Genomic DNA, 24,035 nt, shown 5'->3' on the forward strand with positions numbered 1-24,035 from the left:
CGAATCTCGGTCGGTGTTGCTGAATACAATCGGCGTGTTTTCAACTACTGTTACTCGTTCTCCCCGATCACCGCCACCTCGAGCGATCCGGATTCGATCACAACCTCGTACCCCTCGTACTCGAAGCGGACGGTGACGTCGGCGGGAGACTCGAGGAGCGAGACCAGCGCCTCGGTATCGACGCTCTCGTACAGCGGCGGGAGCGCCGTCCGCTCACAGCCTTCACGGGCCGCGATTCGAGCGAGTGCCGTAGCGAGTGCTGGGTGCATCGTGATCGGGAGTGAATTCGATGATCGTCGTCTCGAACGCCGATTCGCAGTCGGGGCAGACTACCGTGGCGTCGGTCTGTGCCGTGCGAACGTCGGTACCACAGTCGCAGTGGATGGTGAGTTTCCTGACCATGTGTCTTCGTATGGCCCGACGTAGCGGCAAGCACCCAGCTAGCAAACCAGAGCGCGTGAAACTGATCCGACCGAACGGACGCGGGGCTCTGGTTCGGCGAAACGTCGGCAGGTCTTTATTTCACCGACGTGAAGCATGGTTTGCTCCCGCTACGCGGGGGCGTGTGTGAGCCGGAGTCCAGGCGCCAACCTATGCACTCCGGCTCAGCGCACTTTCGTGCGCATTCATTGGGTACGCAATCATTCGTAAAGAACGTTAGGATACTAACCAGTTGGGCACGTTCAGATTTGTTCTACGGTGGCATGGGGGTGAGAACACTACGAAAGCCCCTGCCCGCGTCCAGTCGAAGGACTCGCTGTGCGCGTTCCCTTCGGTCACGTGCTTGCTTCGTCCGTCTTCCCGGACGCGGGCAGCCCCTTTCATTCCCACCCCGCGGTGGTCTGACCGGCCAGCCGACACGGGTGGGAACGAAAGGGGCAGATCCGATCGACCGAACCGGGAGCTTTCGTGGTGACCGAAATGGGCGAGAGTCACGTTCAGTCGTTCACAACCGACCGCAAAAACGAGACACGCGACGCCGGCGTACCGTCGCGGAACTACGACAGGCGCTCGAGCAACTGCGTCACGTAGGGACTGTTCTCCCAACTGCGATGTGATCCGATGGCGGTGATGAGCGTACGTGCCGTCTCGACTGTCATGTGGCCGTTGCGTGCATACTCACGAATGAGCCGAGGAGTTGGGACGATCCGTGGGCCCTGGAGCGTCGCGTGGACGAGCGCGAAATTCGTGCCGCCGAACTCGTCGGTCAGAAATCCATCGACGTCGAGTGCGTTTGCGAGCACGATCCCGTCGGTTTCGCCGTCGTCGAGGCCAAATGTCGGACGTGGGTCGGGCGTCTCGGCTCCCTCGTACGGATCGACGACCGTATAGTACTCGCGTGCCGCGAGGACGGCGGTGGCTGCACTCCCGTGTACGTCCGGATACTGTGCGATATCCTCGAGTTCGGAGACGACTTCTGGCGGAACGGAGACGACACACGACGTGAGGAGATACTGGAGGGGATCCGGGGACGTTTCGGTGTCGTAAGCGGTGTCAGCACGGGGAACGGCGAGACTGACGAGTGCGCTCGTATCGGCGACGACAGTCCGTAACTGCGGCTCGCTCATCGCTTTCCGGCGTCGGTGTCGTCGGTGGAGACCATCGTATCCCCATCGTAGACGTCGACGTCGTCGTCCGGTTGGGCGATATCGAGCGGTTCGCCCTCGAGATCCGCTTTGAGGAGGCGGAGCCGCTGGGCCGTTTCGGCGCCGACGAGTTGGGTGACCGTCTCGAACTCCAGTTGATCGTCGTAATACTTCGTCGCGACCAGTTCCTGGAACGTCTCGCTTTCGGCGGTTTCCTCGAGGTACTCGCGGATCGCTTCGACGAGGAGGTCGGTTCGATCCTTGTCGAAGAGATCCGCAATCGCGTCGAGGCGCTCGACGAGATACTGCGGCGACTGAAAGTGAACCCGGCGGGGGTCGTCACTCGCGCTCATTGTATGTGCACGTTCTGCACACAGACTGTTAGTGGTTTCGCCGGATACGAACAGTTCGGCTCGGTGATGCGCACTCGAGGCGGTTTCCACTCGACGAATTGAGCCCGAATCCTCTTCAGAACCCATCCAGCCGCGTCTGCCCGCTTCCGTCGTCACCGACGTCGGCCAGGTCCGCGGCTCGCTCGAGCGCGTCGGCGAACGTCTCCTCCTGGCTCCGATCGTACAGCGTCGCGGCCGGATGGACACAGATCAACAGCCGCCGGGGAGTTCCTTCGATGCGGACGTCCTCGAGCGTGCCCGCCTCTTTCGTGACCGCGACCGATCGCTCGAGGAGGTGTTCGCTCGGAACCTTGCCGAGGGTGACGATGACCTCCGGATCGAGACGGTCGAGTTCGGCCTCGAGGTAGCCCCGGCAGTTCGCGAGTTCGTCTTTGGTCGGGTCGCGATTCTCGGGAGGGCGACACCGAACGCAGTTAGTGATTCGAACGCGTTCGCGCTCGAGGCCGACGATCCGGAGTTGGTCGTCCAGGACGGTACCGCTTCGGCCGACGAACGGCTCGCCCTCGGCGTCCTCGTTCGCACCTGGTCCTTCGCCGACGAACACCACGTCGGCGTCCTCGGGGCCGGTTCCGTTGACGATCTGGCTCCGCGAGTCGACCAGCGCCGGACAGCGGGTGCACTCGGTGACACGGAGGTCTTCCATCGATCCCATACCGGTGGGTCAGGTGGGCGACTACTACGTCTTTCGGGTCGAGAGAACAGTGGCGGGCATGGGGTCGTCGAACGGCGACGGGGAGCCAGACGGGACGGGCATAATCCGAAACTATCGGCGTCGAGCCTGCACCTGCCGGGAGTAGTCAGTGCTTGAGACGCGCCACGTTCTCGCGAATCTGGCTGAAAAAGCCATCACCGGACTCGGTTTCGAGTGCGGCGTGAAGCCGCGAGTTTTCGGGTTCGTCGCGGATGACGATGCGGAGATACGGCTCGAGTTGCTCGTAGTTGTCCGCGAGTACGACCGTGTGGTTGTTCTCGTCGTGGTCGACGACGCCGGCGTCTGCCAGTTTCGGAACGTGGCACTGGACCGACGAGACGTAGACGCTCTTGTACTCGTTTTTCGCGACCTCCTCGGGCGGAACGTCGTGTTCCCAGCCGGCGATTTGCTCGGCGAGTTTCGAGAGTTCGATCGGTCCATCCTGTCCGCGAAGCGCGTAAAGCAGGTACCGTCGACGCCGATTTGCAAGCAACTCGAGGATGGTATCCGCCGAGAGCTCACGGCCGTCCTGACTCGAGGTAAGGGCACCCATAACAGAGTATTACCCGCCGACGCGGAAAAGGGTGTCTTGAATATCCGAATATCCAACAGGCGGCCGTTACACCACCTGAACCGAGGATGTAGTCCGAGCGTTACTAATCAGATATTGGGTTTTCGAACGGCCGACATTCGTATTCGTACGAACTGCTATCGGACGGTCTACTGGAAGTCGTTTTCGGTGGAGCCGCGACAATCCGGCGGCCGACCGGTAGATCGATCCCCTCTCATACGGTTTACTGTAAGCCATTTCCGGTGCGACCGCGACCCATCCTGCGGTCGTGCCGGTAAATCGGTACAGCAAACCGTATCAGTCCACCGTCGATTCGAAACTGGCGGGCGACCAGCGACCGATGTCGATCAGCTCGTCCAGTAGGTCATCGGCGGATCCGGCCGCCCGATGAAACAAATACTGGTGAACCCGTACTGTTCGATGACTTCAGTGGCTTTCTCGGCGTTTTCCTTCTCGTCGAATACGAGGAGTCCAACGTGTCCCGAACTGATCCGCCAGCGGTTGCCGCTGACCTCGTCGATCTGTACGTTCGAGGGATCGATTCCGATACAGTCTTCGCCTCCGTCGACGGGTCCTGAAGCGGACGGTGCGTCTCCGTCTGTGAGCCAGTAGGTCATCGACGGATCCGGCCGCCCGATGAAACAAATACTGGTGAACCCGTACTGTTCGATGACTTCAGTGGCTTTCTCGGCGTTTTCCTTCTCGTCGAATACGAGGAGTCCAACGTGTCCCGAACTGATCCGCCAGCGGTTGCCGCTGACCTCGTCGATCTGTACGTTCGAGGGATCGAACCCGATGCGGTCTTCACTGAACGACAGCTCGAGGTCCTTACTCTCGTCGTCCTCGTCATCCGCGTCGTCGTCTTCACCTGCGTCGTCCTCGTCATCCGTGTCGTCGTCTTCACCTGCGTCGTCGTCGTCACCAGCGCCATCTTCGTCATCCGCGTCGTCATCCTCACTCGGGTCATCTGCATCGTCCTTGCTCCCCGCGTCGCCCCCGTCATCAGCGCCATCTCCGTCAGTTGGGTCCTCGACGTCACCGTCGTCAGTGAAATCCGGATCATCGCTGGAATCGTCGGTAGAATCAGAACTACCACCGGAATCGGTGCTGGGACTAGCGTCGCCACTTGCCTCTGCATCGTCCGAATCGCTGGAGATCGTGATTTCGATATCCTCGTCGAGACAGCCGGCCAGCGCGGTCGCCCCCGAAGCCACGACCGCCGTCCGGAGGACCGAGCGTCGGGTCGGCTCTCGATCGGATCCGTCACCGTCAGACATGACACATCCCTCGCGCGTCTGCTGTCACCGCCTCACTCGAGTGACGTTCCAGTGTGGCCCCCGACACCTCGGATTGCGTATCGCTTGCGACGTCGGTCACTCCATCGGCGCTTTCGCCCGAACTGCCCCAATCGATTGCCTCCTCCGAACCCCCCGTACGCCCGGCAATACCGACGACCGTCCCCGCAGAGGACAGTCGGAAACACTGCCGTCGTCGAATCCGTAAATCCATGGGAGAATACTGGAGAGGTGTTATATAAATTGAGAGTTACCTCGAACACAGTTGCGAGATTATATCGAAGTGACCCACATTGTGTCGATCGTATAACTGTTCGGCTCGCTCGAGGCGGCCGACTCGATCATAATCGACAGTATGCAAATCGGTGAAACGTTTCACTCCGCTCGCACTCGAGCACCAGGGAGGACGGCAGAACACGACTGCGCTATGACGACTTTTCGTACGTGTGTGAACGAGTCGGATGCCGCCCTCGATTCGAAATCCTTTTTTAGACGATCGACCGAGGTAGAGATGCGCCGCCTTAGCTCAGACTGGGAGAGCACTCGACTGAAGATCGAGCTGTCCCCGGTTCAAATCCGGGAGGCGGCATGTTTCAAACCGGTGAGCGTAGCGAACCGGTGTAGAAACTGCCAACGATCGGATTTGAACGAGACTGAGGTTCTTCGAGCGAAACGAGCAGGTTCTCAAGCGTCGTTCACAATCCGGGAGGCGGCATTTCTCTCGCGAACAATCCGCGAGCGAGAGCAATTCTCGAGAGGCGCCATCCGTGCGATTTCCGGTCGGGAACTGTCCGTATTCGACTCGGCCGTTCAACTCCGGGGCAACACGTTTCTGCGGATGACGCTCAAACCGGCGCCACGGGTGAACAGTCAGAACCCGCCGTGTGTCTCGACTTCCACGGCGACCTCGTTTCGCCGGAGAAACGGCAACGCCCAGGGAGCGTCGTACCCCATGAAAAACGGCTTACCGGCGAGGGGGACGCCGGCCGTCTCGAGCGTCTCGAGCAACTGTTCGGTTTCGCGAGCAACTCGGGTGTCCGTGGGCCGCCACGAGAACCCCCCGACGGCGAGCGTTCGCTCGGGAATTTCGAGGACTGCCACGTCGTCGCTGGTGGGTCGTGGAGCCGAGTTCGCGTCGTACTCTGGGGGGAGGTAAAACGCCATTCGGACCTCGTCACCACCGCGGCCCCGGCTGGTTTCGACGGGCGCGGTCATCGGGATCGCCCGTCCGATGGGCCCGACCTCGACCGGCGCAGTCATCTCGGTCGACGTTCCGGGGTCGCCCACTTCGACTGGGGCGGTCATCGAGAGTTCCTCACCGCCGTCGTTCGCACCGCTGAGATATCGAAACAACCGACCGAACGCGGCGTTATCGGAGGAGGCGGTCGTCTCGACGACGGCCTGCTCGGGGTACCGGCGGAGTTCGACATCGCCGACGTGAGCGACGACCGTATACGGAACGGTTTCGGTCGTATAGCGCTGGTAGAGCGTCCAGACGCCGGCGGCGGCCAGTGCGCTCCCGGCCACGCCCGCGACGATGGCGGAGTTGCGGACCATACGAACGTTTCGGCTGGACCGTCGATAGATCTTGCTCCAAACCGAGGGTCGAACGCTTGGTGAGTCGGTCGGGATCGTGGTATCGATCGGAGGCTCCGACGATCTCGGGCGGCTGTGGAACCGAACGGCCCGCCATCGTGTACCTCCGACGGCGCCGTCCGAGTGAAACCGGACGAACGCGACGGCTAGACGGCGAATCCACGAAGTTGTGTGTTCCAGCCGAGCCCAGAGCGCCACAGGAGCGTCCCGTTCGTGTCGTTGGGGAGATCTACCGACACCGCGTCGCCGGCGCTTACGCCTTCCGAGGAACCGGCGAGGTCCTCCCAAGAGTCGATGGTCGTTTGGTCGAGCGTCGGCCGCCGAACTTCCTCACGTTCCGGGCCGTAACACACGAACAGGTCGGTCGGGTCAACCGTTTCTCCGCCGTCGTGGGTGAGGGTTACGGTCGTCGTACTCGAGCCAATCTCCGAGTCGAAGTCGATATCGAAGCTCGCATCGGGTGGACTGATGCCGTCGAATCGATCGACGTCGGGGGTTTCTGTGCTCCCGTCTCGCTCGAAACGATCCAGTCTCACGCGAAGGATGGGCATCTGGTTGTCCCACGTCGATCGCTTGCTGAGGGAGACGTCCCCGCTCACGCAGTCGCCGAGTTCCAGTCGATCCGTGTCGAACTCGTACTCGAGGCCGGTCGAGATCCGGGCGACCCCCGTCGGATCCTCGAGGATCAACCCGCGCACGGAGAACGCGACGATCGTTCCGCGGACCGAAAGCCGAGGCGCCGTCATACCCGGTTCGTCGACGAACGCCATCGCGTCCTCGAACGTGGTTTCGTCTCCGGTCGGTTCGCAGTCGGTGCTGTCGAGCGCTCCGAGACAGCCGGCGAGTCCGGTGGTTCCCGCACCGATCGAAACAAGGACGGTTCGTCGATTCATACCACAGTTTTCGACGGTTCTCACAAGTGAGTTACTAACATAATATTAGCACGGAAACTGTGGGGGATCGAGATGGATCCGTCCCGTGCCGTCCCGACCGGGCTCAAGCGAGAGTCCCCAGTGTGACGGTTTACACACCGATTGCACAGCGTCGGTTCGATCGGGTGTGCAGTGAGGGTCAGTGGCTCCGATACGGTGGAAATACTCCGTCGGCGCGATCTGCGCCGATACGTGACGTTATCCCGTTTCGCACCAAATAGTTTGAAACACCGAATGCTTGACGCGCTCGTCGACGCGGTGCTCGCTTTCCTTCTGTACGCAGGCCCTCCTGCCCTGTTCGTGTTATTCCTGCTGAAGGGTGCGTTCGTCGGGAAACCGATCCCCACGACGGTGATCCTTCCCGGATACGTGCTTGCGATCTCCGCGAGTCGCGTCGAAACCGCGGGAGTCATCCTCGTCTCGAGCGTCGGCTACGTCACCGGCCAACTGCTCGTCTACTACCTCGCACGGCGCGAAGGACTGTCGTCGATCCAGTCGTCGTCGCGAATTCATATCCCGCCCGGCCGGGTCGACCAGGCGGAACGGTGGCTCGAGCAGTACGGCGGCATCGGCGTGTTCGTCACTAACTTCGTTCCGTATCTTCGCGGACTGATCTTCATTCCGGCAGGGATAGCGCGCTACCCGGTTTTGCCACTCGTGTTCTTTGCGTTTACGTCGACGGTGATCTATCATACGACGATCGTCGCCGTCGCGATTGGGGCAGTGCGGATGATATTCTAGTACCCGACCGCCGGTAATCTCGCGTAAACGGTCTCGCGTCGCCGATTCGAACGCAAGCAACGACACTTCCGTGGCCGCCGATCCGACGCGAAAAACGAGCGACTCGTTCGTGTCGGTGGCTCGATATCGGAGAGGTCGATCTTACGTTCGGGTAATTCACGCCGTTACGACGAGGTTAGCTGAACGATATGTCGGCGAGAGAGAACAGTACCGCGTGGACCAACATGTACGAACTCGCCGAGGCCTACTGATCGCCGGCTCGGCGACGGTAGTTACCGTACTGGCAGGCTGTACCGGAGGAGACGACGACGCCGATACTGGAACCGAAACCGCCGAACCGGAGCAGGGTTCGGACCAGAGCGACGATAGCCCCTGGGATGTCGAGACGCCCGACGATCCGGCGTTTCTCGCCAACCCTGACGTCGTTGGTCCCTCCGACGAGGCGAGTTACGTTCTCGCGACGACGATCAGGGACCACGGAGAGATCGACGAGTACGAACGCTTCGAGGTCACCGTCGAACGCGTCGCGTTGCACACGGCCGACGGCGACGACGTGACTGTGCCCGTAGACGTCACCGTCGATCTCACCGCGTACGAGGTCGGACCGGTCGGGGACGTCGTCACCCTCGCCTGGGACGTCGGGATCCCCGCCGACACCTACACGTCGCTGACCCTCGAGACGACGCCCAACGAGATCCTCCACGAGGCCGACGGCGACGTTGCCGGCGCGTTCGCGGAACCGCCCACTGCCGAGTTTTCGGCCGACGACGGCGCCGAGGTTTTCGACGACGGCGCGTTGCGAACGCAGATGGAACTCGAGGTCAGGTACGATTCAGCGAGCGGGACGCCGACGTTCGAGGAATCGCTTGCGGTGAACACCAACACCATGGATTCGATCGTTCTGGACCCGAGTGAGTACGAAAACTGATGGACGGACGATTCGACCGAATGCCCGTCGTGGCGAGCCGTAGCGGAACGGCACCACCCCTCCAGGAGGGGTGGGCAGAGGTGGGCACAACGGCCAGTGCCTGAACGCCCTATCTCGATCGTCCCACCCCTCGGGATTACAATCGAGTAATCTACGAGGTAAATGAAGGCTAACCTGAACGTTAGGAACGCCGAGACGGAGAGGGACGTATGGATTCCTCGAAGGAGGCGACGGTGGATCGATTGACGGACAGACGATCGCTGATACAGGCGTGTGGCGTGGTCGGCGTTGCCGCCGTCGCTGGGTGTCTCGGCGACGACGAAACCAATGCAAGCGACGGCGCTCGTCCCGACGATGAGGCCGACACGAGCGCGGGAGACGGTGCCGAGGCCGACCACTCTGACGACGCGAGCGCGGGCGCAAACGGCGGCGAGTCGATTCGACTCGAGTCCGAAGACGGATGGGCGACGCCGCACGACGGCGTCGAGATACCGGACGATCCGGGGACGGCAATACTGAAAATCGGCGGCGAGACGGTGGAGTTAGCCGGGATTGCAAACGGCGGCGAGCTATCCGAAGGAGACGTCCCCACGACCGGGGCGGAACAGTTCGAACTTCAGGGCACGTTCCGTGACGGCGAGTATCGTGACTACGGACTCGAGGTCAACGTCACGCGTGTGCTCGGCGTTGAAGACACGGCAGGGAGATGGGCAGAGTCGGATTCGTTCGGCCTCACCCGAAGCGACGGCATTCGGCTCGGGAACGTCATCTACCGGCTGTACGAGGACGGTCGCCTTGCGGACGCCGAGATCGCTGGCGAACTCGACGGGCGGCGTTTTACTGACGAGCCGTTCGTTCACGTCGATCGGGACGGTATTCTGACAGTCGTCGAAGAGATCGACAGCCACGAAGACGAGTCCCTCGACGGGCGATTCGAGTTCGGTGCACGGCTTCCGGATGGCTGGAACGAACGCTAGCGAGGGAAGACACTGCGGTGAGAGCGAAGCGAGTCGACTTCAGCTCTCGAGTCGCGATCATCGCTATCCCGTCTCCCTCGAGCGGATTGGATAGCCGTTGTCAGTGTGGACGTCCGTTCGCGACGTCGGTGCCTGGAGAGTCAGCGGGTCCGGGAGCGACGACACAAACGGACAGCGCCGGGCGTCGCGTTACGTGGCTCTCAACGCTGTCGATCGGCCGACGATCGACGGGCTAGCAGATACGACACGCCACCGATTCCCGCGAGCGTGCCGACGATACCCGGACCAGGTAAGCCGTCGTCGTCGGCGCCCCCTCCACCCGAGCTTGCGCCGTCGGTTGTGCCAGTCGCTCCGTCGTCGCCGGATCCGTCCCTCGAGTCGCGTTCCTGCTCGATCTCTTCGAGCGACGGTCTGTCGGCTGCCGCGGCGGTTTCGGCCCAGTCGTCGTGGTGACCGAGCGTTCCGTACTGCATCCGCGTCCCCGTTCCCGACTCGGAGATGCCGGCATCGACCGCGTAGACGGTAGTGTCGTTGACGAAGTAGACGACGCCGTCGACGACGGTCGGTGATGGGGCGTAGTTGATGTTGCCGATCGGTGTCTCGGTGTCGAACCGCCACGAAGTCTCACCCGTGTGTGCATCGAGCGCGTAGAGATAGCCGTCGTCGCTGAAGACGAAGACGGTTCCGCCCGCGACGGTCGGGGACGAGCGGACCTTGTCGCCGGTTCCCGTCGACTCGCGTGCGTCGTCCGTCACGTCGGCCGTCCACTGTTCTTCCCCGTCGTCCGCGCCAACGGCGTACAGGTAGCCCTCCCAGTCACCGATATAGACGATTCCGTCCGCGACGGTCGGCGAGGAACTGACCGTCGTCGACTCGAGGGGAAACTCCCAGGTTAGCTGTCCGTCGCCGGCATCGACCGCGAGGAGCCGCCCGTTGGATTCGCCGACGAACACGGTTCCGTCCGCAACGGTCGGTGACGATCGAATCGGGCCGTCGGCCTCGAACACCCACTCCTCCTCGCCCGTCTCGGCGTCGAGCGCGTAGAGGCGGTCGTCGGTACAGCCGACGTAGACGGTCCCGTCCGCAACGAGCGGCGTCGACTCGACCCCGTCGCCGGTTTCGAAGAGCCACTCTCGTTCGGCGGTCCACGCGTCCAGTGCGTAGACGACGCCGTCGTCGCTTCCGAGATAGATCGTCCCGTCGTAGACGACCGGCTGAGTGCTGGGAGCGTGTTCCATATCGACGCTGTACAGCCGTTCGTTGTTCGTCGCATCGTAGGCTTCCACTGCGGCGTCGCCGCCATCCTGGGCGACGAAGACGACGTCGTTGACGACGCTCACCGCGTTGATCGGGCGCCCCTGAAAGATTGCCTCGTCGTGATCGCCAGTGCCCGCATCGATCACGTGAAGGCGGTGGCTCGGCTGATCGGACATCCCGACGTACACGACGCCGTCGACGACCGTCGGGGCGGTTCGTGCCCGTTCGTCGGCTTCGTACGTCCACTCGAGCGAGCCACCGTCGGCGGCCCCATCGAAACTCACGTTCGTCGCACCCGCGAAACCGGTTCCGAGTGTGGAGACGCCCGCAATCGTTGCCCCTACTCCCGCACTAGCCCTGAGGAGGGTCCGCCGAGTCGTACCGGAGGGGCGCTGATGGTCGCCTGCCGTCGCCACGTTCGTCGGTCTTCCGGAGTGGGTTCGACCCGAAACGTTCCGCGCCGGGTGCTCGTGATCGCTCCCGTTCCGGAAATGTCGTCGCATATCGGCGTATTGGCCACCACGTACTTTGCATTCAGCTGAGAGGAAAGTAATCGGCGAACTCACGCTCGGGTAACTCCCTCGGAGGGATGTTGGAAGGCGGTACCGTCGAAACCACGATCCACCTCTGCTGTTACGATGAACCGGTACAACAACCCCTATCAGTCGGTTTTTTCGGCCCCACAGTTCGTTCGGTCGCCATTCGTCTCCCGAATCCGACGATTTCGCGTGTCGAATCACGGTCTCGACGCCCTCGAGCGGTTCGGTCAGGTCTGACGGAACAGAGCCGTCCCGAAAACCGACCGGTGTGTCGGACGAATAATGATTTTTTCATAGATAGTAATGGGATTAGAGACTTACCGCGAGGGCAGTCGGGAGGTTACACCAAAGTAACCTTAGTCGATCGGCTCGAGGTTTCAACAGCAATCGGGCAGTCGGATCGCGCCGATGGCGGCAAAGGCCAGAAAGGAGCCGTTTTACCCACCTATATCGAGATTTCGTAGCGATACTAGATCAGAATTATTCGGAGTCGAAGGAAATATCGTCGGTGTAATTATCAAGAGGAGTATCGTTCCAGTGTTCGCCCCCACCAGCACCATAGTATCTGAATTATTACACAGGATATATTATGTTTGAGTTTGAGAATTTTTGGTATGGGAGCGAGTCCAGAAATGAGGGAAGCACAGCAAACGTTAGAAGAGACGGAGCCGTGTCGGGGGTTGAAAACTCAGGTTCCGCCGGACGAAGAGATTCAGTGGGTTGCCAAACAGGACTTACGGACGGCCTGGTTTAGCCTCATCTTGCACAAACTGAAGACTGTCGCGATCATGTTCATCTTCGGAATCGCCGCCGCGGTCTTCGCGATAGGTGCGTTGGATGGGATTCTCTGGGGATTTCTCGCGTTTCTCGCCGTTGGAATCGTCGCTCCGATCGGGTGGATCGGTTACAAATACTACTACCTGAAAAACACCACCATCGAATACGCGGCCACGGACCAACAGTTCATCGAGTACAAGGAGACGCCGTCGACGACGAGAAGCGAAAGTCTTCCCGTCAACCGTGCCAAGGATGCGTCCTATAGTCAGGACCGGTGGGACAAGTACCTCGATACCGGAAATATCTACGTTCAGGGGATCGGCAGAGCTGGTAGTATAACGATCAAAGACGTCCCGCATTCGGAAGCAGTCCACCGGATGATCCAACAACAGATCGCGAACTCGGAGCAAGTCGACGACATGGGCGGGATGCAACAACGAAACGCCCGGCAGGGGAACGCGGTACACTGAGGCGGTCTGCCCTGACTGATCGCCGGTCGATCACTCGGCGATGCGTGATCGACCGGTAACGACTCATAGCAGTCCGTATGAGACTCCCCTCGAGTGAAGCAGACGCCTCGGTCGGCCTCTCCTCACCCGCACTTTCGAAGAAACCAATAGTTACTTAGCGACGAACACTCCTTGTTCGGATACCATGTCAGTCCTCTCGACGGAAGACGAAGGGAAGTTTCTGATGGACGTCAGGGGCGAACAGATCGGGATCGTCACCGAGATCGACCCAATCGAGCAGGTCGCCTACGTCGACCCCGAGCCGACCCTTACCAACGCGTGGATCCAGAGTCTCGGTCGCGGCGGCGCCGGCGAAGACGACCTCGAGATTCCGGCCGATAACATCGAGACGATCACCGACTCCGAGGTTCGCGTCGATGCGGACCTCAGTAGCGAAGCCTGATTCCGAGAACGCGGATCCGGCGACCGACGGCAGAACCCGTGTGATCGGTTCCAAAGCCGGAACTGACCGTTTCTCTCCAGATCGATGTCGAAAAGCGAAATTCGGTTTCATCCGACGGTCGCCGCCCTCTACGATCCGGTCCAGATTTACTTCGAGCGGTTCCAAGCGCCCGCACACCGGACGTACTTGGCGGACGGTCTCGAGGGTTCGGTTCTCGAAATCGGCGTCGGAACCGGAGCGATGGTTCCCTACTACGACTCGGAGAGCGATCCGGCGGTCGACGTCTACGGCGTCGAACCTGACCCCGGCATGTGGCGACGGGCTCAGGCTACCGTCGCGGAACACGACGTCACGATGACCGTGATCAGCGGCCGCGGTGAGACGCTCCCGTTTGCGGACGAGACGTTCGATTACGTGATCGAGAGCGGACTGTTCTGTTCCGTCCCGTCGATCGACGCCGTCCTCGAGGAGATCGCTCGCGTCCTGAAACCCGACGGCGAGTTTCGGTTCTTCGATCACGTCCGGTCCGAGGGACTCGTCGGCCGGAGCCAGGACGCGCTGACGCCGCTGTGGCGCCAAATTGGCGGCAACTGTCACCTCGATCGAACGATCCTGAAGACACTCGAGGAGAGCGAGTTCGTCCGGGTCGAGTCCGCTGAACGGCGTCAGGTGGGTCACTGGCCGATCAGGACGTTCGTTCGGGGCATCGCGACGCCGGCGGACATCGGGACCGATACCGAGACGAACTGAACGTCTCGAGCGTAACGACTCGGGACGAACCCGATTCGGAACGTCCAGCGGACTCGAGAAGTAAGCGCTTATATGGACGGAGACGACAGTGCGAGCCAATGATCCCCGGCGCGGCCGAGTACGGTGTCGACGTCGCGATCGCCGAGGAGGCGATCGACGACCTGCTGGCGGTCGGGCCCGCCAACGTCGAGACGCCGTCGGAACTCACCTTCGCGCGGAACGTCTTCGTGCCGTTGACGACCGCGTGTCGGTACACCTGTACCTACTGTACCTACTTCGATCCGCCGGGACAGGCCTCGTTGCTCAGCCTCGAGGAGGTACGCGAGATCTGTCGCCAGGGCGCCGACGCCGGCTGTACGGAGGCGCTGTTCACCTTCGGCGACGATCCGGACGACCGCTACACGGAGATCCACGCCCAACTCGAGGAGTGGGGCCACGACTCGATCCACACCTACCTCCGCGACGCGTGTGAGGTCGCACTCGAGGAAGGGGTACTCCCGCACGCGAATCCGGGCGACCAGACGATCGAGCAAATGGCGGAAGTCGCTGACGTCAACGCCAGCATGGGCGTGATGCTCGAGTCGACAGCCGCGGTCGACGCCCACGCGGGCCCGCGTCGGAAGGAGCCGGGTCAGCGCCTCCGGACGATCGAAAACGCGGGAAAACTCGACGTGGCCTTCACGACGGGCATTCTCGTCGGCATCGGTGAGACGTGGCGCGACCGCGCCGAGAGCCTGCTCGCAATCTGTGAGATGCACGAGCGCTACGATCACGTCCAGGAGGTGATCGTCCAGCCGGTGGTAGACAACGAGCGGTGGTCAGGCGGGACGCCCGACGTGGAGACGATGCGGCGGGTGACGGCGATGGCCCGCGCCGCCTTGCCCGAGGAGGTGTCGGTGCAGGTGCCGCCGAACCTCGCACCCGCGCGGGAGCTGATCGACTGTGGCGTCGACGACTTGGGTGGCGTCTCACCCGTGACCGACGACCACATCAACCCCGAGTACGCGTGGCCGGCCCTGCGTGAACTCGAGGAGATCGCCGACCACGCGGGGGTTCCGCTGGGCGAGCGCCTGCCGGTGTACGAGCGATTCCTGCCGTCGGATCTGCGGACGGATGGCTTCGACGGCGTGCCGGCGGCGGGGACTGGCGGTGGGGCGGCCGGCATCTCGAGTGACAGCGAGCCCGAGCGCGAGTGGATCTCGCCATCGATCCGAGCCGCACTGACGGCCGACGACGAGGCCGGCCGACGGTATCGTGACGTACTCGAGTCGGTCGGGTGACGGCCCACACGCCATTCAAGAGACACTTGCAGACTCGTGAATCGCATTTCACGAGCGGTATAGGAGGAATGCCCCGGGGCTTGACCTCGAGACGATTCACGGCGTGGCGAAGACGATTCGCGTCCCGACGAGTTTCACGCCTGGGTTAGCGCGCACAACGTGGAGGGAGAGACCATGTTCGAAACGCTTCGGCGGTTGACTCGAGAGCCGGATCCGGAAGCCCTGACTGGAATCGTGTCGACGGACGAGGTGGAAGACGCACGAAATGCGGCCGCGCGGTTCGGATGACGTGACGAGAAGCGGCTGACTCGAGCCCGTTATCGTTCGTCCGATGAACCGAGAGATCGTCGTTAGGGACCAGCGCTATCCCCGCCGGGAGCCAAGTCTAGTGTATGAAACTCGCACACGTACAGCTACTCGAGGAGTTCGGTACGCGGTCGCTCGTCGTCCACGGGATCATGGTGATCGCGTTCGCAAACGCCGTGCTGGCCGGGTTGTTCGTCGGCGGGGAGATCGGTCTCGTCTCGTTCGTCGCCTTGCTCAACCTCACCGCCGGGTTGTGGGTCGCCCACTCGATTCACTCGCTCGGGAACGTCGGGCCGGACGCCGACTACCGAGGTGTGATCAACGAGTTGTTCGAGACGGACGGGGGTACCGAGGACGGATTCGACACCGGCCGGTTCGGTCGCCTGCTCGCGCTGATCGCGGCCGTAACCGCTATCGCGCTCCTGACGTCTGCACAGGTGCTCTCGGGAGCGATCTTTTCGATCGCCGTCGTCGCCGTCGGCGCGGTCGCGGTCGTGACCGCGATCGTCGGCTTCCTCATCGCGCTCGGGGCGGCCTACGACGACGCGGAGCGGGCGGCGGCCGCCGACGCCGCTGGCGTCCCTGACTCCATCGACTCCGACGGCGTTGCCTCCGGGGAACAGTATAGCAACAACTAAAACGGGTTACACACTGATAGCCGATCCGTCTGGCGATCAGGTGTGCAATAACGTGCGGTGGCTACTATAGTACCCCTGACAGACTGACTGGGTTGTAAACCAACAAATATCCCGACCCAGCGGCGTGATGCTGTGGGAAATCGTTCGACAGATCTTCGACCTGTCGTGATCAGGCGAGACCTTCGGTCTCGCGGAGCTTTGCACCGCTCAGTGGCGTCTCAAGCTAGAACTGCTGAGCGAAATCATGCGGTGGGTGTCGATTTCGCTCAGCAGTTCTAGCTTGGGAGGGTACTCAGTCACGAGAGTGCTTGCTCTGGCGGGTGATTTCACCGTCGTCGGGCTGTGCCCGACTGATTGAGGGATCTTCGATCCCTCTCCGTTCACGGCGAAGACGAGATCACGACTCCGCTCCTCGCTACTCGGCCGGTACTGGCTCGGGATACTCCCGAACCCAAATGTCGATAATCAGTTTCATCATCCCGAGGACGATCGGGCCAATAAAGAGGCCGACAAAACCGAAGAGCGCGATCCCGCCAAAAATTCCGATGATCGTAATGACTGGACTGAGTTGGGTTCCCCGCCGCATGACAATCGGCCGAAGAATATTATCTACTGTACTGATGATGAGCGCGCCGAAGGCCAGCAATACGATTGCGGGAATAGGACGGCCAACGGCGAACAGATAGATCGATCCGGGAACCCAGACGATCGAGGCACCGACGAGCGGAATCATCGCCGCGACGAACGTCGTCACGATCCAGAAGACGACGTTTCCAAGGCCGAGAACGAGGAACACAGTGCCGAGCAAGACTGCTTGTACTGCGGCAACAGCGGCAGTACCAACCAGCGAGTTGTGGATCAGCAGATCGGTCCCCTCGAGCAGTTCCTCGCGAACCTCGGGCTCGAGCGGTAAGACGGTTCGAACCCAGGCAAGAGCTTGGTCGCCGTCTTTGAGCAAGTAGAACAAGACGAAAAATAGGATGGTGAACCCGATAAAAAGCTCTGGCAGTCCCCCGACGATACTGAAGAGGTTTCCAGCGAGGCCTCGCGCACCCGTTCTGACGACGCTACTGAACGCATCCTGGAGGGCTGCGAGATCGACCTGAACGCCGAACCGTTCCGCAATGACGTCGTCGATTTGGGAGATATCTTCGGGGTCGAACGCTGTAAAGAGTTGTCGGGCCTGATTCGCCGCAACGCCGAGGATGACGACGATTGGAAGGACGATCAGAAAGAGTCCGATGAGAATCGACAGGGCGGCAGACAGTGTTGCACCGAATCGTTGTAAAAGCCGATTGTTGATGGGAGAGAGCGTGTAAGCGAGGATGACGCCGATCAGAATCCAGGTGACAAACGGTAAGACAATCAGTACGGATATCAGTCCGACGAAAACCGAGATCAGCAGGAAGAACCGTTTCGAACGCTTCGATTCGACACTCATCTTTTCATGAACTGCATCCGGTAGTGGTTCCGTCGGCGAAACTGGACCTTCTGACTGTTATAGACCCGTGAGTGACACGACGAATCAAAGTACTCCCTAGAAGCTATTATAAGCGGTTCGTGGCATCGGTGACACTCATCGGTCGATGATCGTCTGTTAAAATCGATATGAGCCGTCAGTGGGTGCGAGTCCCCATCGGTTCCCGAGCAATCCGTCGATCTTTCGCCCACGAACCGATTGTGCCACCCATGGCGCGGGAAACGGCGATAGTAACAACTGAAACGATTCACACACTGATCGCCGAGCTCACGGGTCACGTTCGTTCCCCGTTCGCTTTCCCGCGGTTCTCGCTCACTTCGAACCGCGCTCGCTCCGAACCGCACTTTTCGTCTGGCGATCAGGTGTGCAAGACCTGCAGTGGCTCCTATAGAACGCGAGCGTCAGCAGGCCGAGGACGAGCATGCTGAACGATGCGACGAGCCCCGGAAAAACAGGACCGCAAGCGTTGCGAGGACGAATACAATGAACGAGTCCAAAACGGTGGCGATCCCACCGTGGGCCGCGTCGGAGCTGATCGTCCCGAAAGCGAGGTATCCGGCAATGAGGCCAATGAGAACGCTGGTTCCACCCCAGTCCAAGAGAACGACCGAGGCCCCCGAGTCGACGTAGACGAGACCACTAATGAACCGTAACACGAGCGTTACGGCGAATCCAGCTATGACCGCGGCCCAGCTCACCGATATGGTCGGTCGTTAACAATCTGACGAGAAATGTGGATCTCGTTTCGCGCGATTCGAATAGTCTGACCGGACGGACGGGCTGTTTGTTACGATAGATGGAAAATTACTGAGGTGTTAGAGAACCCAACGAAATGTAGGCGTTCCCTGCAGGCCATTTTCAACTACTGGTAAGGGAAAATGAACGTTCCGTCGTCGACTTACTCGCGCTCGCCCGCGCCCAGCGCCGCCTCGCCGACCTTTTCGTGGCCCTCGATGACTTCTTTCCCACCCATGTACGGGCGAAGCGGTTCGGGGATCGTCACCGTGCCGTCCTCGTTCTGGTAGTACTCGAGAATCGCGACCATCACCCGCGGGAGTGCGAGCCCGGAGGCGTTTAAGGTGTGCAGATACTCCGCCGACTCGTGGCGCTCGGGTCGGTAGCGCAGGCCGGCGCGTCTGGCCTGGAAGTCCTCGAAATTCGAGGCGCTCGAGACCTCGAGCCAGCGCCCGCCCGCCTCGGGACCGTCCTCGAAGTCGTCGCCGGGTGCCCAGACCTCGATGTCGTAGGTCTTCGCGGAGGCGAAGGTGAGATCGCCGGTACAGAGTTCGAGGATGCGATAGGGGAGTCCGAGTCGCTGGAGGACCGCTTCGGCTTCCTCGAGCAAGCCCTCGAGGCGGTCGTAGCTCTCCTCGGGTTCGACGAAGTTGACGAGTTCGACCTTGTTGAACTGGTGGACGCGGACGATGCCGCGGGTTTCGGTGCCGTGCTCGCCGGCTTCTCGCCGGAAGTTCGGCGTGTAGGCCTGGTGTTTCAGCGGTAGATCGTCTTTGAGGAGGATCTCGTTTGCGTACATGTTGGTGACGGGAACCTCCGCGGTGGGACAGAGCCAGAGGTCCTCGTCGTCGTACGCTTCCTCGTTGTCGCCGCCGAGGCGGTAGGCGTCGTCGGCGAACTTCGGGAGCTGACCGGTTCCCCGCATCGACGCGCTCTTGACCGGGATCGGCGGGAAGAGGTCGACGTAGTCCTGCTCGCGATGGACGTCCATCATGAACTGGACCAACGCGTGCTCGAGTCGGGCGCCGTCACCTTTGAGGAAGTAGAACCCGGAGCCGGTCGTCTTCGCGGCGCGTTCTTCGTCGATGACGTCGAGATCCTCGCCGAGTTCGTAGTGGGGAACGACCTCGTCGGGGAGTTCGCGCAGGTCGTCGAAGCCCCAGCGTCGATCCTCGACGTTGTGTCGTTCCTCGAGCCCGAGCGGGACGCTCTCGTGGGGGACGTTCGGAACCTCGAGGAGGCGTTCCTGAAGTTCGTCCCGAAGCTCGTCGGCCTCGGCCTCGACGGCGTCGATCTCGTCTTTGAGATCTCGGGATCGGTCGATCGCTTCCTCGCGCTTTTCTTCGTTCCCTTCGGCGACGAACTCGCCGATCTTCTGGGTGATCTGGTTGCGGTCGTGTCGGAGGTCGTCGCCGCGGGCTTTCAGCTCACGCCACCGTTCGTCGATCTCGAGGATCCCGTCCAAGTCGACGTCCGCACCCCGGTTCTCGAGGGCGTCGCGTACCTCGTCGGGATTCTCGCGCAGGTAGGTCCGGTCGAGCATTTGCCGGGAATTCATTGTGCCCGGGCAAAACCGTGTCGGAAGGCGTCGTTCGACGACGAACCGTGCCATCGGTTCTTCGGACCGGTGAGACGTGATCCGTCGACCCGCGACGACGCGGGAAACGTTTTTTTCGACGCGGGACGCTGGTTTCGAGTATGGACCCGCTCGAGGGCGAAGCGTCGTCGGTATCGGTCGAGTACGAGCCCGTGAGTGTCAAGGATATTCTCGTCGAGATGAAAGACACCGCAGAGCTGTTGATCGACCTCTCGTATTCGGCGGTGTTACACCGCAACGAGGACCTTGCGAGGGAGGTGCTTCGCCTCGAAGAGCGAATGGACGTCCTCGAGCTCAAGGGTCGGATGAGTCTGATGATGGCGGTTCGCAACCCCGACGACGCCGAACAGCTCGCGCCCGTACTTGGCATCGTCACCGCGGCCGACGACATCAGCGACGCCGCCGGCGACATCGCCAAAATCGTCTTAGAGGAGATGGGACTGCCGGAGGCGATGCGCGCGGCGCTTCCCGAGGCAACCGAAACGCTCGTCCGGGGCGTCGTCGACGCCGATTCGACGTACGCAAACCGGACGCTCGCCGAGATCGATCTGGAGTCCGAGACCGGCGTCCGCGTCATCGCGCTTCGACGGGGCGACGACTGGTTGCTCAACCCCGGTCCGGAGACGACGATCGAGCCGGACGACGTCGCGTTCCTGCGCGGACCGGATCCGGCGATAGAAGACGTATACGAGGAACTAGCCGGAGATTCCTACGAGTTGCCGGTCGTCGACGCACCCGACGTCGACGATCTCGAGCGCGCCGTCGACACGATCGTCCACATGAAGAATCTCTCGGAACTCGCGGTCGACCTCGCGTACAGTAGCGTCCTGTTCGATAGCGAGAATCTCGCCAAAGAGGTCAGAAATCTCGAGGTCGAAGTCGACGCCCTCGAGTCGCGCTTCGAGGCGTGGACGCTCCGGGCGGCCGCGGACGCCGAGGATCCGATCGCGCTTCGCGGGCTGATCCGCCTCGGAAACAGTACGGAGGTGATCAGTGATGCGGCAGTCGACATCACCGAAGGCGTCCTTCGCGACCTCGACGTTCACCCGGTCGTCCAGCTCGCGGTCCAGGAGAGCGACGAGATCATCACGAGCGTCGAAGTCGAAGCGGGAAGTGACCTCGACGGCACCGCGGTTATCAGCGGCGTCCCCGACGCGGAATCGACCATGTCGGTGATCGCCATCCGCCGGCCGGGCGACGGCTGGCTCCTCGTCGGCGATTCGGACGTGGAACTTCAGGCCGGTGACGTCCTCATCTCGAAGGGAACCCGCACGGCCGGCGAAGCGTTCGACGCGCTTTCGGCGGCGTGACCTCCGATTTTCGCCCCAGGGCCGTACCCACGCCCGACCGCTCGAGTGCGGGTCCACAGACTTCTCGACGTCTCACCACGATGGGACGGAAACTCCACGAGAACGGTGACGTTTCGTCTCGCAGGTCGAACGTAACCCCGGGGAGAACACCATAGCGATCGGATACTTTTCACCCTCCTCGGAGGGGCCACTGTCATGGATTCGGACGGGCCGACTGTGCTGGTACTCGACGGCGATTACGATACGTCGCTGGTGATCGCGAGGGAGCTAACCGAGGATCTCGAGGCGACGGTGGTCGGAACGGGGACGATGCGACACAGCCGGCTTCTTCGGTCGACGTATTGCGATTACGTCGCGGTCGTCCCGCCGCCGGACGATCCCGCCTACGCCGACGCAGTACTTGGGGTGATTCGGTCGGCTCGCCCCGACGTGGTCTTGCCGGTCGGCTACGAATCGATGGCGAGCGTCGACGGGATTCGATCGGCGATCCCCGACGGGGTTTCGCTGTGTCTCCCGCCGTCGGATTCGATCCGGATCGCCGTCGACAAGGCGGCGACGCTCCGACAGGGGCGGCAACTCGGGATCGAAACGCCGACGGATTACTCGCGGCGCGTGGCGGACCTCGCGGCAGATGGCCGGTCGGACGTCTCGGGCCACCTCCCGTTTCCGGTGTTCCTCAAGGCACGACGGGAGAACGGGTCGGCGACCACGGCACCCGTCTCCGATCCCGACGCGTTCTGGGAGACCTACGACCGGATCGCGGCGGACGCGCCGCGCGGTGACGTCCTCGTCCAGGAGTACGTCGACGGCTCGGATTCGACGTACGGCTGTGGCGTGCTCTGTTTCGACAACGCGGTCGAACTGTCGTGTGTCCACGAGGAACTCCGGTCGGTGCCACGCCACGGCGGGAGCGGAACCCACCTCCGCCTCGAGCCGGAGGAGTCGGTCACTCGGGACGCAACGCGCCTGCTCACGACGATCGGCTGGGACGGCGTCGCCCTCGTCGAGTTCAAGCGACGGGCCGACGGAACGTTCGTCCTCATGGAGATCAACCCGAAGTTCTGGGCCTCCTACGCACTCGCCAGTCGCTTTGGCTATCGGTTTGCCTCGACCATCGTCGCAGATTGTCTCGATCTGGCCGTCGAGACGCCCGTCGGCTCGCCGACCCAGCACGGCGAGATGGTGTTTCCGCTCCGCGAGTTGCAGTTCCAACTCGAGAACCGAGCGGAAGCCTCCCTCTCCGAGTACGCGGCGACCGTCTGCAAGCGAACCGCGGCCTGGGACGTCGACCGCCGGGATCTGGGTGCCTGGCTGGTTCCGCCGGTTTCGTTCCTGGCGAAGCTTCCAACTATCGACGTTCCGTCCCCGACGAGAGAGAGCGAATCGACCGTACGGGACGAACGCAGGGGGATCGAGGCGTGAGCCGGTTCTCGAGTCTCTCTCGGCTCGGCCGGTCAGTGGATCACGACGCCGGCGGCGAGCGAGTCGATGCCGGGAGCCGCGAGGCGCTCGAGTCGGACCCGTACTACTGGCTCTGTCGAGACACGCTCCGCTATGCGAGCGAACGCGAGTACACCGGCTGGGACTACGCCGACGGGCTCAGTAGCGCCCTCGTTCGGTCGCTCCCGTTCGAACACCGGTACCTGAACCTCGCCGTCCAGGAGACGATCAAGCGCGCGCCGGTCAACCTCCGCCCGCTGTTTCTGGTCGAACAGCGTCGCAACTACAAGGGGGTGGCCCTGTTCGCGCTCGCGAACCTCGAACTCTACGCGCTGACCGGCGAGGCAGAGTACGCCCGCGAGGCCGAAGAACTACTCGAGTGGCTACTCGCCGAGACGAACGACTGGTGTTCGGGCTTCGGCGGCGCCGGCCACCGCCACCCGTTACAGGATCTCTCGAGTGCGACCGCGTCGACGCCGGGGGAAGTTTCCGGGGTCGTGTCGACGGCGTACGCCGTCCGGGCGTTGCTCCGTGGAGCCGACGTTCTCTCCGAACCCCGGTACGCCGACGTCGCACGGACCGCCCGCGAGTTCGTGTTCGAGGATCTGGCGTACACGGAAATCGACGAGGGCGCCCGGATCAACTACACCGCTTCGCGGGACGGCTCGGCCGGCGGCGACTCCTACACCCTGAACGCGAACGCGATCGGCGCTCGCCTCTTACTCGAGTTAGCCGATCGGTTCGACGACCGACGCTCGCTCGAGGCGGCGACGGCGATCCTCGACTACGTCGCGAGCACGCAGACGGCCGTCGGCGGCTGGATGTACACCGACCCGCCGACGGCTTCGCACCTGTCGATGGACAGCTTCCACAACGGGTTCATCCTCGAGTCGTTCCTTCGGTACCAGAAAGTCACTGGTGAAGATCGGTACGCGACGACGCTCGAGCGCGGCCTCGAGTTCTACCGCGAGCGGCTGTTCGACGGCGGTGCACCGCGCTGGGACGAATCGAGTACGTACCCCAGAGACGTCCACGCGGCCGCACAGGGGATCGTCCTCTTTGCCGAACTGGGCGACCTCGAGACGGCCCGCCGGATCGTCGACTGGACGCGCGAGGAACTCCACGCCGGCGGCGGCCAGTTCTACTACCAGAAACGCCGGTTGTACACGAAGCGCTTTACCCTAATGCGATGGTGTCAGGCCTGGATGGCATTTTCGCTCTCCCGGTATCTTCGGCGACGGCGCGAACTCGAGTGACAGGTCGGTGGGTGATCGAGCGCACCGT

24 protein-coding genes and 1 tRNA gene are annotated in these 24,035 nt (G+C 62.1%); 13 read left to right on the forward strand and 12 right to left on the reverse strand.

Annotated features, from left to right (window positions below):
- Positions 1 to 50: 50 nt before the first annotated feature.
- The 6 genes from AB7C87_RS13185 to AB7C87_RS13210 all read right to left on the reverse strand — a co-directional run bounded on the left by AB7C87_RS13185 (position 51) and on the right by AB7C87_RS13210 (position 4,538).
- Positions 51 to 269, reverse strand: coding sequence for a HalOD1 output domain-containing protein (locus AB7C87_RS13185; RefSeq protein WP_369729935.1), 219 nt, complete (start codon positions 267 to 269; stop codon positions 51 to 53).
- Positions 270 to 998: 729 nt separating this feature from the next.
- A complete protein-coding gene (locus tag AB7C87_RS13190) occupies positions 999 to 1,568 on the reverse strand; it encodes a hypothetical protein (protein ID WP_369729936.1) in 570 nt (189 codons plus the stop codon).
- A complete protein-coding gene (locus AB7C87_RS13195; protein ID WP_369729937.1) occupies positions 1,565 to 1,939 on the reverse strand; it encodes a hypothetical protein in 375 nt (124 codons plus the stop codon). The genes AB7C87_RS13190 and AB7C87_RS13195 overlap by 4 nt, the downstream gene beginning before the upstream one ends.
- A 115-nt stretch (positions 1,940 to 2,054) precedes the next feature.
- Positions 2,055 to 2,651: a uracil-DNA glycosylase gene (locus AB7C87_RS13200; RefSeq protein WP_369729938.1), complete on the reverse strand. Its 597-nt coding sequence runs from the start codon at positions 2,649 to 2,651 to the stop codon at positions 2,055 to 2,057.
- Between the two features lie 145 nt (positions 2,652 to 2,796).
- Positions 2,797 to 3,243 carry a DUF7344 domain-containing protein gene (locus AB7C87_RS13205; protein ID WP_369729939.1) on the reverse strand — a complete coding sequence of 149 codons (447 nt, stop codon included), beginning with the start codon at positions 3,241 to 3,243 and terminating at the stop codon, positions 2,797 to 2,799.
- 365 nt (positions 3,244 to 3,608) lie between these two features.
- A complete protein-coding gene (locus AB7C87_RS13210; protein WP_369729940.1) occupies positions 3,609 to 4,538 on the reverse strand; it encodes a twin-arginine translocation signal domain-containing protein in 930 nt (309 codons plus the stop codon).
- A gap of 533 nt (positions 4,539 to 5,071) precedes the next feature.
- Here AB7C87_RS13210 and AB7C87_RS13215 point away from each other — a divergent pair.
- A tRNA-Phe gene (locus AB7C87_RS13215) sits at positions 5,072 to 5,145 on the forward strand.
- A 281-nt stretch (positions 5,146 to 5,426) separates the two neighbouring features.
- Here AB7C87_RS13215 and AB7C87_RS13220 read toward each other — a convergent pair.
- Both AB7C87_RS13220 and AB7C87_RS13225 read right to left on the reverse strand, forming a co-directional pair.
- The gene (locus AB7C87_RS13220; RefSeq protein WP_369729941.1) at positions 5,427 to 6,113 is read right to left on the reverse strand and encodes an SOUL family heme-binding protein; all 687 of its coding nucleotides are present in this window, start codon (positions 6,111 to 6,113) and stop codon (positions 5,427 to 5,429) included.
- A 185-nt stretch (positions 6,114 to 6,298) separates the two neighbouring features.
- The gene (locus AB7C87_RS13225; RefSeq protein ID WP_369729942.1) at positions 6,299 to 7,045 is read right to left on the reverse strand and encodes a type IV pilin N-terminal domain-containing protein; all 747 of its coding nucleotides are present in this window, start codon (positions 7,043 to 7,045) and stop codon (positions 6,299 to 6,301) included.
- Between the two features lie 273 nt (positions 7,046 to 7,318).
- Between AB7C87_RS13225 and AB7C87_RS13230 the strand changes: the two genes are divergently transcribed.
- From AB7C87_RS13230 to AB7C87_RS13240, 3 genes are all read left to right on the forward strand, one after another.
- Entirely contained in the window at positions 7,319 to 7,825 is a 507-nt protein-coding gene (locus AB7C87_RS13230) for a DedA family protein (protein WP_369729943.1), read from the forward strand.
- A gap of 214 nt (positions 7,826 to 8,039) precedes the next feature.
- On the forward strand, positions 8,040 to 8,753 hold the full coding sequence (locus AB7C87_RS13235) for a hypothetical protein (RefSeq protein WP_369729944.1): 714 nt from the start codon (positions 8,040 to 8,042) through the stop codon (positions 8,751 to 8,753).
- A gap of 209 nt (positions 8,754 to 8,962) precedes the next feature.
- Positions 8,963 to 9,730 carry a hypothetical protein gene (locus AB7C87_RS13240; RefSeq protein WP_369729945.1) on the forward strand — a complete coding sequence of 256 codons (768 nt, stop codon included), beginning with the start codon at positions 8,963 to 8,965 and terminating at the stop codon, positions 9,728 to 9,730.
- Between the two features lie 200 nt (positions 9,731 to 9,930).
- Here AB7C87_RS13240 and AB7C87_RS13245 read toward each other — a convergent pair whose 3' ends face one another.
- Positions 9,931 to 11,271, reverse strand: coding sequence for an outer membrane protein assembly factor BamB family protein (locus AB7C87_RS13245; RefSeq protein ID WP_369729946.1), 1,341 nt, complete (start codon positions 11,269 to 11,271; stop codon positions 9,931 to 9,933).
- Positions 11,272 to 12,140: 869 nt separating this feature from the next.
- On the opposite strand from AB7C87_RS13245, the gene AB7C87_RS13250 reads away from it, so the two are divergent.
- From AB7C87_RS13250 to AB7C87_RS13275, 6 genes are all read left to right on the forward strand, one after another.
- Entirely contained in the window at positions 12,141 to 12,773 is a 633-nt protein-coding gene (locus AB7C87_RS13250) for a PH domain-containing protein (protein ID WP_369729947.1), read from the forward strand.
- Positions 12,774 to 12,957: 184 nt separating this feature from the next.
- Entirely contained in the window at positions 12,958 to 13,215 is a 258-nt protein-coding gene (locus AB7C87_RS13255; protein ID WP_369729948.1) for a DUF8593 domain-containing protein, read from the forward strand.
- 84 nt (positions 13,216 to 13,299) lie between these two features.
- Complete coding sequence (locus AB7C87_RS13260) at positions 13,300 to 13,965, forward strand: class I SAM-dependent methyltransferase (RefSeq protein WP_369729949.1); 666 nt, start codon at positions 13,300 to 13,302, stop codon at positions 13,963 to 13,965.
- 98 nt (positions 13,966 to 14,063) lie between these two features.
- Positions 14,064 to 15,245: a 7,8-didemethyl-8-hydroxy-5-deazariboflavin synthase subunit CofG gene (gene cofG, locus AB7C87_RS13265; protein ID WP_369729950.1), complete on the forward strand. Its 1,182-nt coding sequence runs from the start codon at positions 14,064 to 14,066 to the stop codon at positions 15,243 to 15,245.
- Positions 15,246 to 15,404: 159 nt separating this feature from the next.
- Complete coding sequence (locus AB7C87_RS13270) at positions 15,405 to 15,533, forward strand: hypothetical protein (protein WP_369729951.1); 129 nt, start codon at positions 15,405 to 15,407, stop codon at positions 15,531 to 15,533.
- A 104-nt stretch (positions 15,534 to 15,637) separates the two neighbouring features.
- Positions 15,638 to 16,189, forward strand: a complete 552-nt coding sequence (locus tag AB7C87_RS13275) for a hypothetical protein (protein ID WP_369729952.1) — start codon at positions 15,638 to 15,640, stop codon at positions 16,187 to 16,189.
- A 415-nt stretch (positions 16,190 to 16,604) separates the two neighbouring features.
- Here the strand turns inward: AB7C87_RS13275 and AB7C87_RS13280 are convergent, their stop codons facing one another.
- The 3 genes from AB7C87_RS13280 to serS form a co-directional block, all read right to left on the reverse strand.
- On the reverse strand, positions 16,605 to 17,630 hold the full coding sequence (locus AB7C87_RS13280) for an AI-2E family transporter (RefSeq protein ID WP_369729953.1): 1,026 nt from the start codon (positions 17,628 to 17,630) through the stop codon (positions 16,605 to 16,607).
- Positions 17,631 to 18,070: 440 nt separating this feature from the next.
- The gene (locus AB7C87_RS13285) at positions 18,071 to 18,367 is read right to left on the reverse strand and encodes a DUF5518 domain-containing protein (protein WP_369729954.1); all 297 of its coding nucleotides are present in this window, start codon (positions 18,365 to 18,367) and stop codon (positions 18,071 to 18,073) included.
- 200 nt (positions 18,368 to 18,567) lie between these two features.
- A complete protein-coding gene (gene serS / locus AB7C87_RS13290; protein WP_369729955.1) occupies positions 18,568 to 19,947 on the reverse strand; it encodes a serine--tRNA ligase in 1,380 nt (459 codons plus the stop codon).
- A gap of 155 nt (positions 19,948 to 20,102) precedes the next feature.
- On the opposite strand from serS, the gene AB7C87_RS13295 reads away from it, so the two are divergent.
- The 3 genes from AB7C87_RS13295 to AB7C87_RS13305 all read left to right on the forward strand — a co-directional run bounded on the left by AB7C87_RS13295 (position 20,103) and on the right by AB7C87_RS13305 (position 24,007).
- Entirely contained in the window at positions 20,103 to 21,311 is a 1,209-nt protein-coding gene (locus AB7C87_RS13295; RefSeq protein WP_369729956.1) for a potassium channel family protein, read from the forward strand.
- A 195-nt stretch (positions 21,312 to 21,506) separates the two neighbouring features.
- Positions 21,507 to 22,733, forward strand: coding sequence for a carboxylate--amine ligase (locus AB7C87_RS13300; RefSeq protein WP_369729957.1), 1,227 nt, complete (start codon positions 21,507 to 21,509; stop codon positions 22,731 to 22,733).
- Positions 22,734 to 22,768: 35 nt separating this feature from the next.
- Positions 22,769 to 24,007 (forward strand): YyaL domain-containing protein, encoded by a 1,239-nt coding sequence (locus AB7C87_RS13305; protein WP_369729958.1) that lies wholly within the window; start codon positions 22,769 to 22,771, stop codon positions 24,005 to 24,007.
- Positions 24,008 to 24,035 lie beyond the last annotated feature (28 nt).

It is taken from the genome of Natrarchaeobius versutus (genome assembly GCF_041205745.1).
Classification (GTDB): domain Archaea; phylum Halobacteriota; class Halobacteria; order Halobacteriales; family Natrialbaceae; genus Natrarchaeobius; species Natrarchaeobius versutus.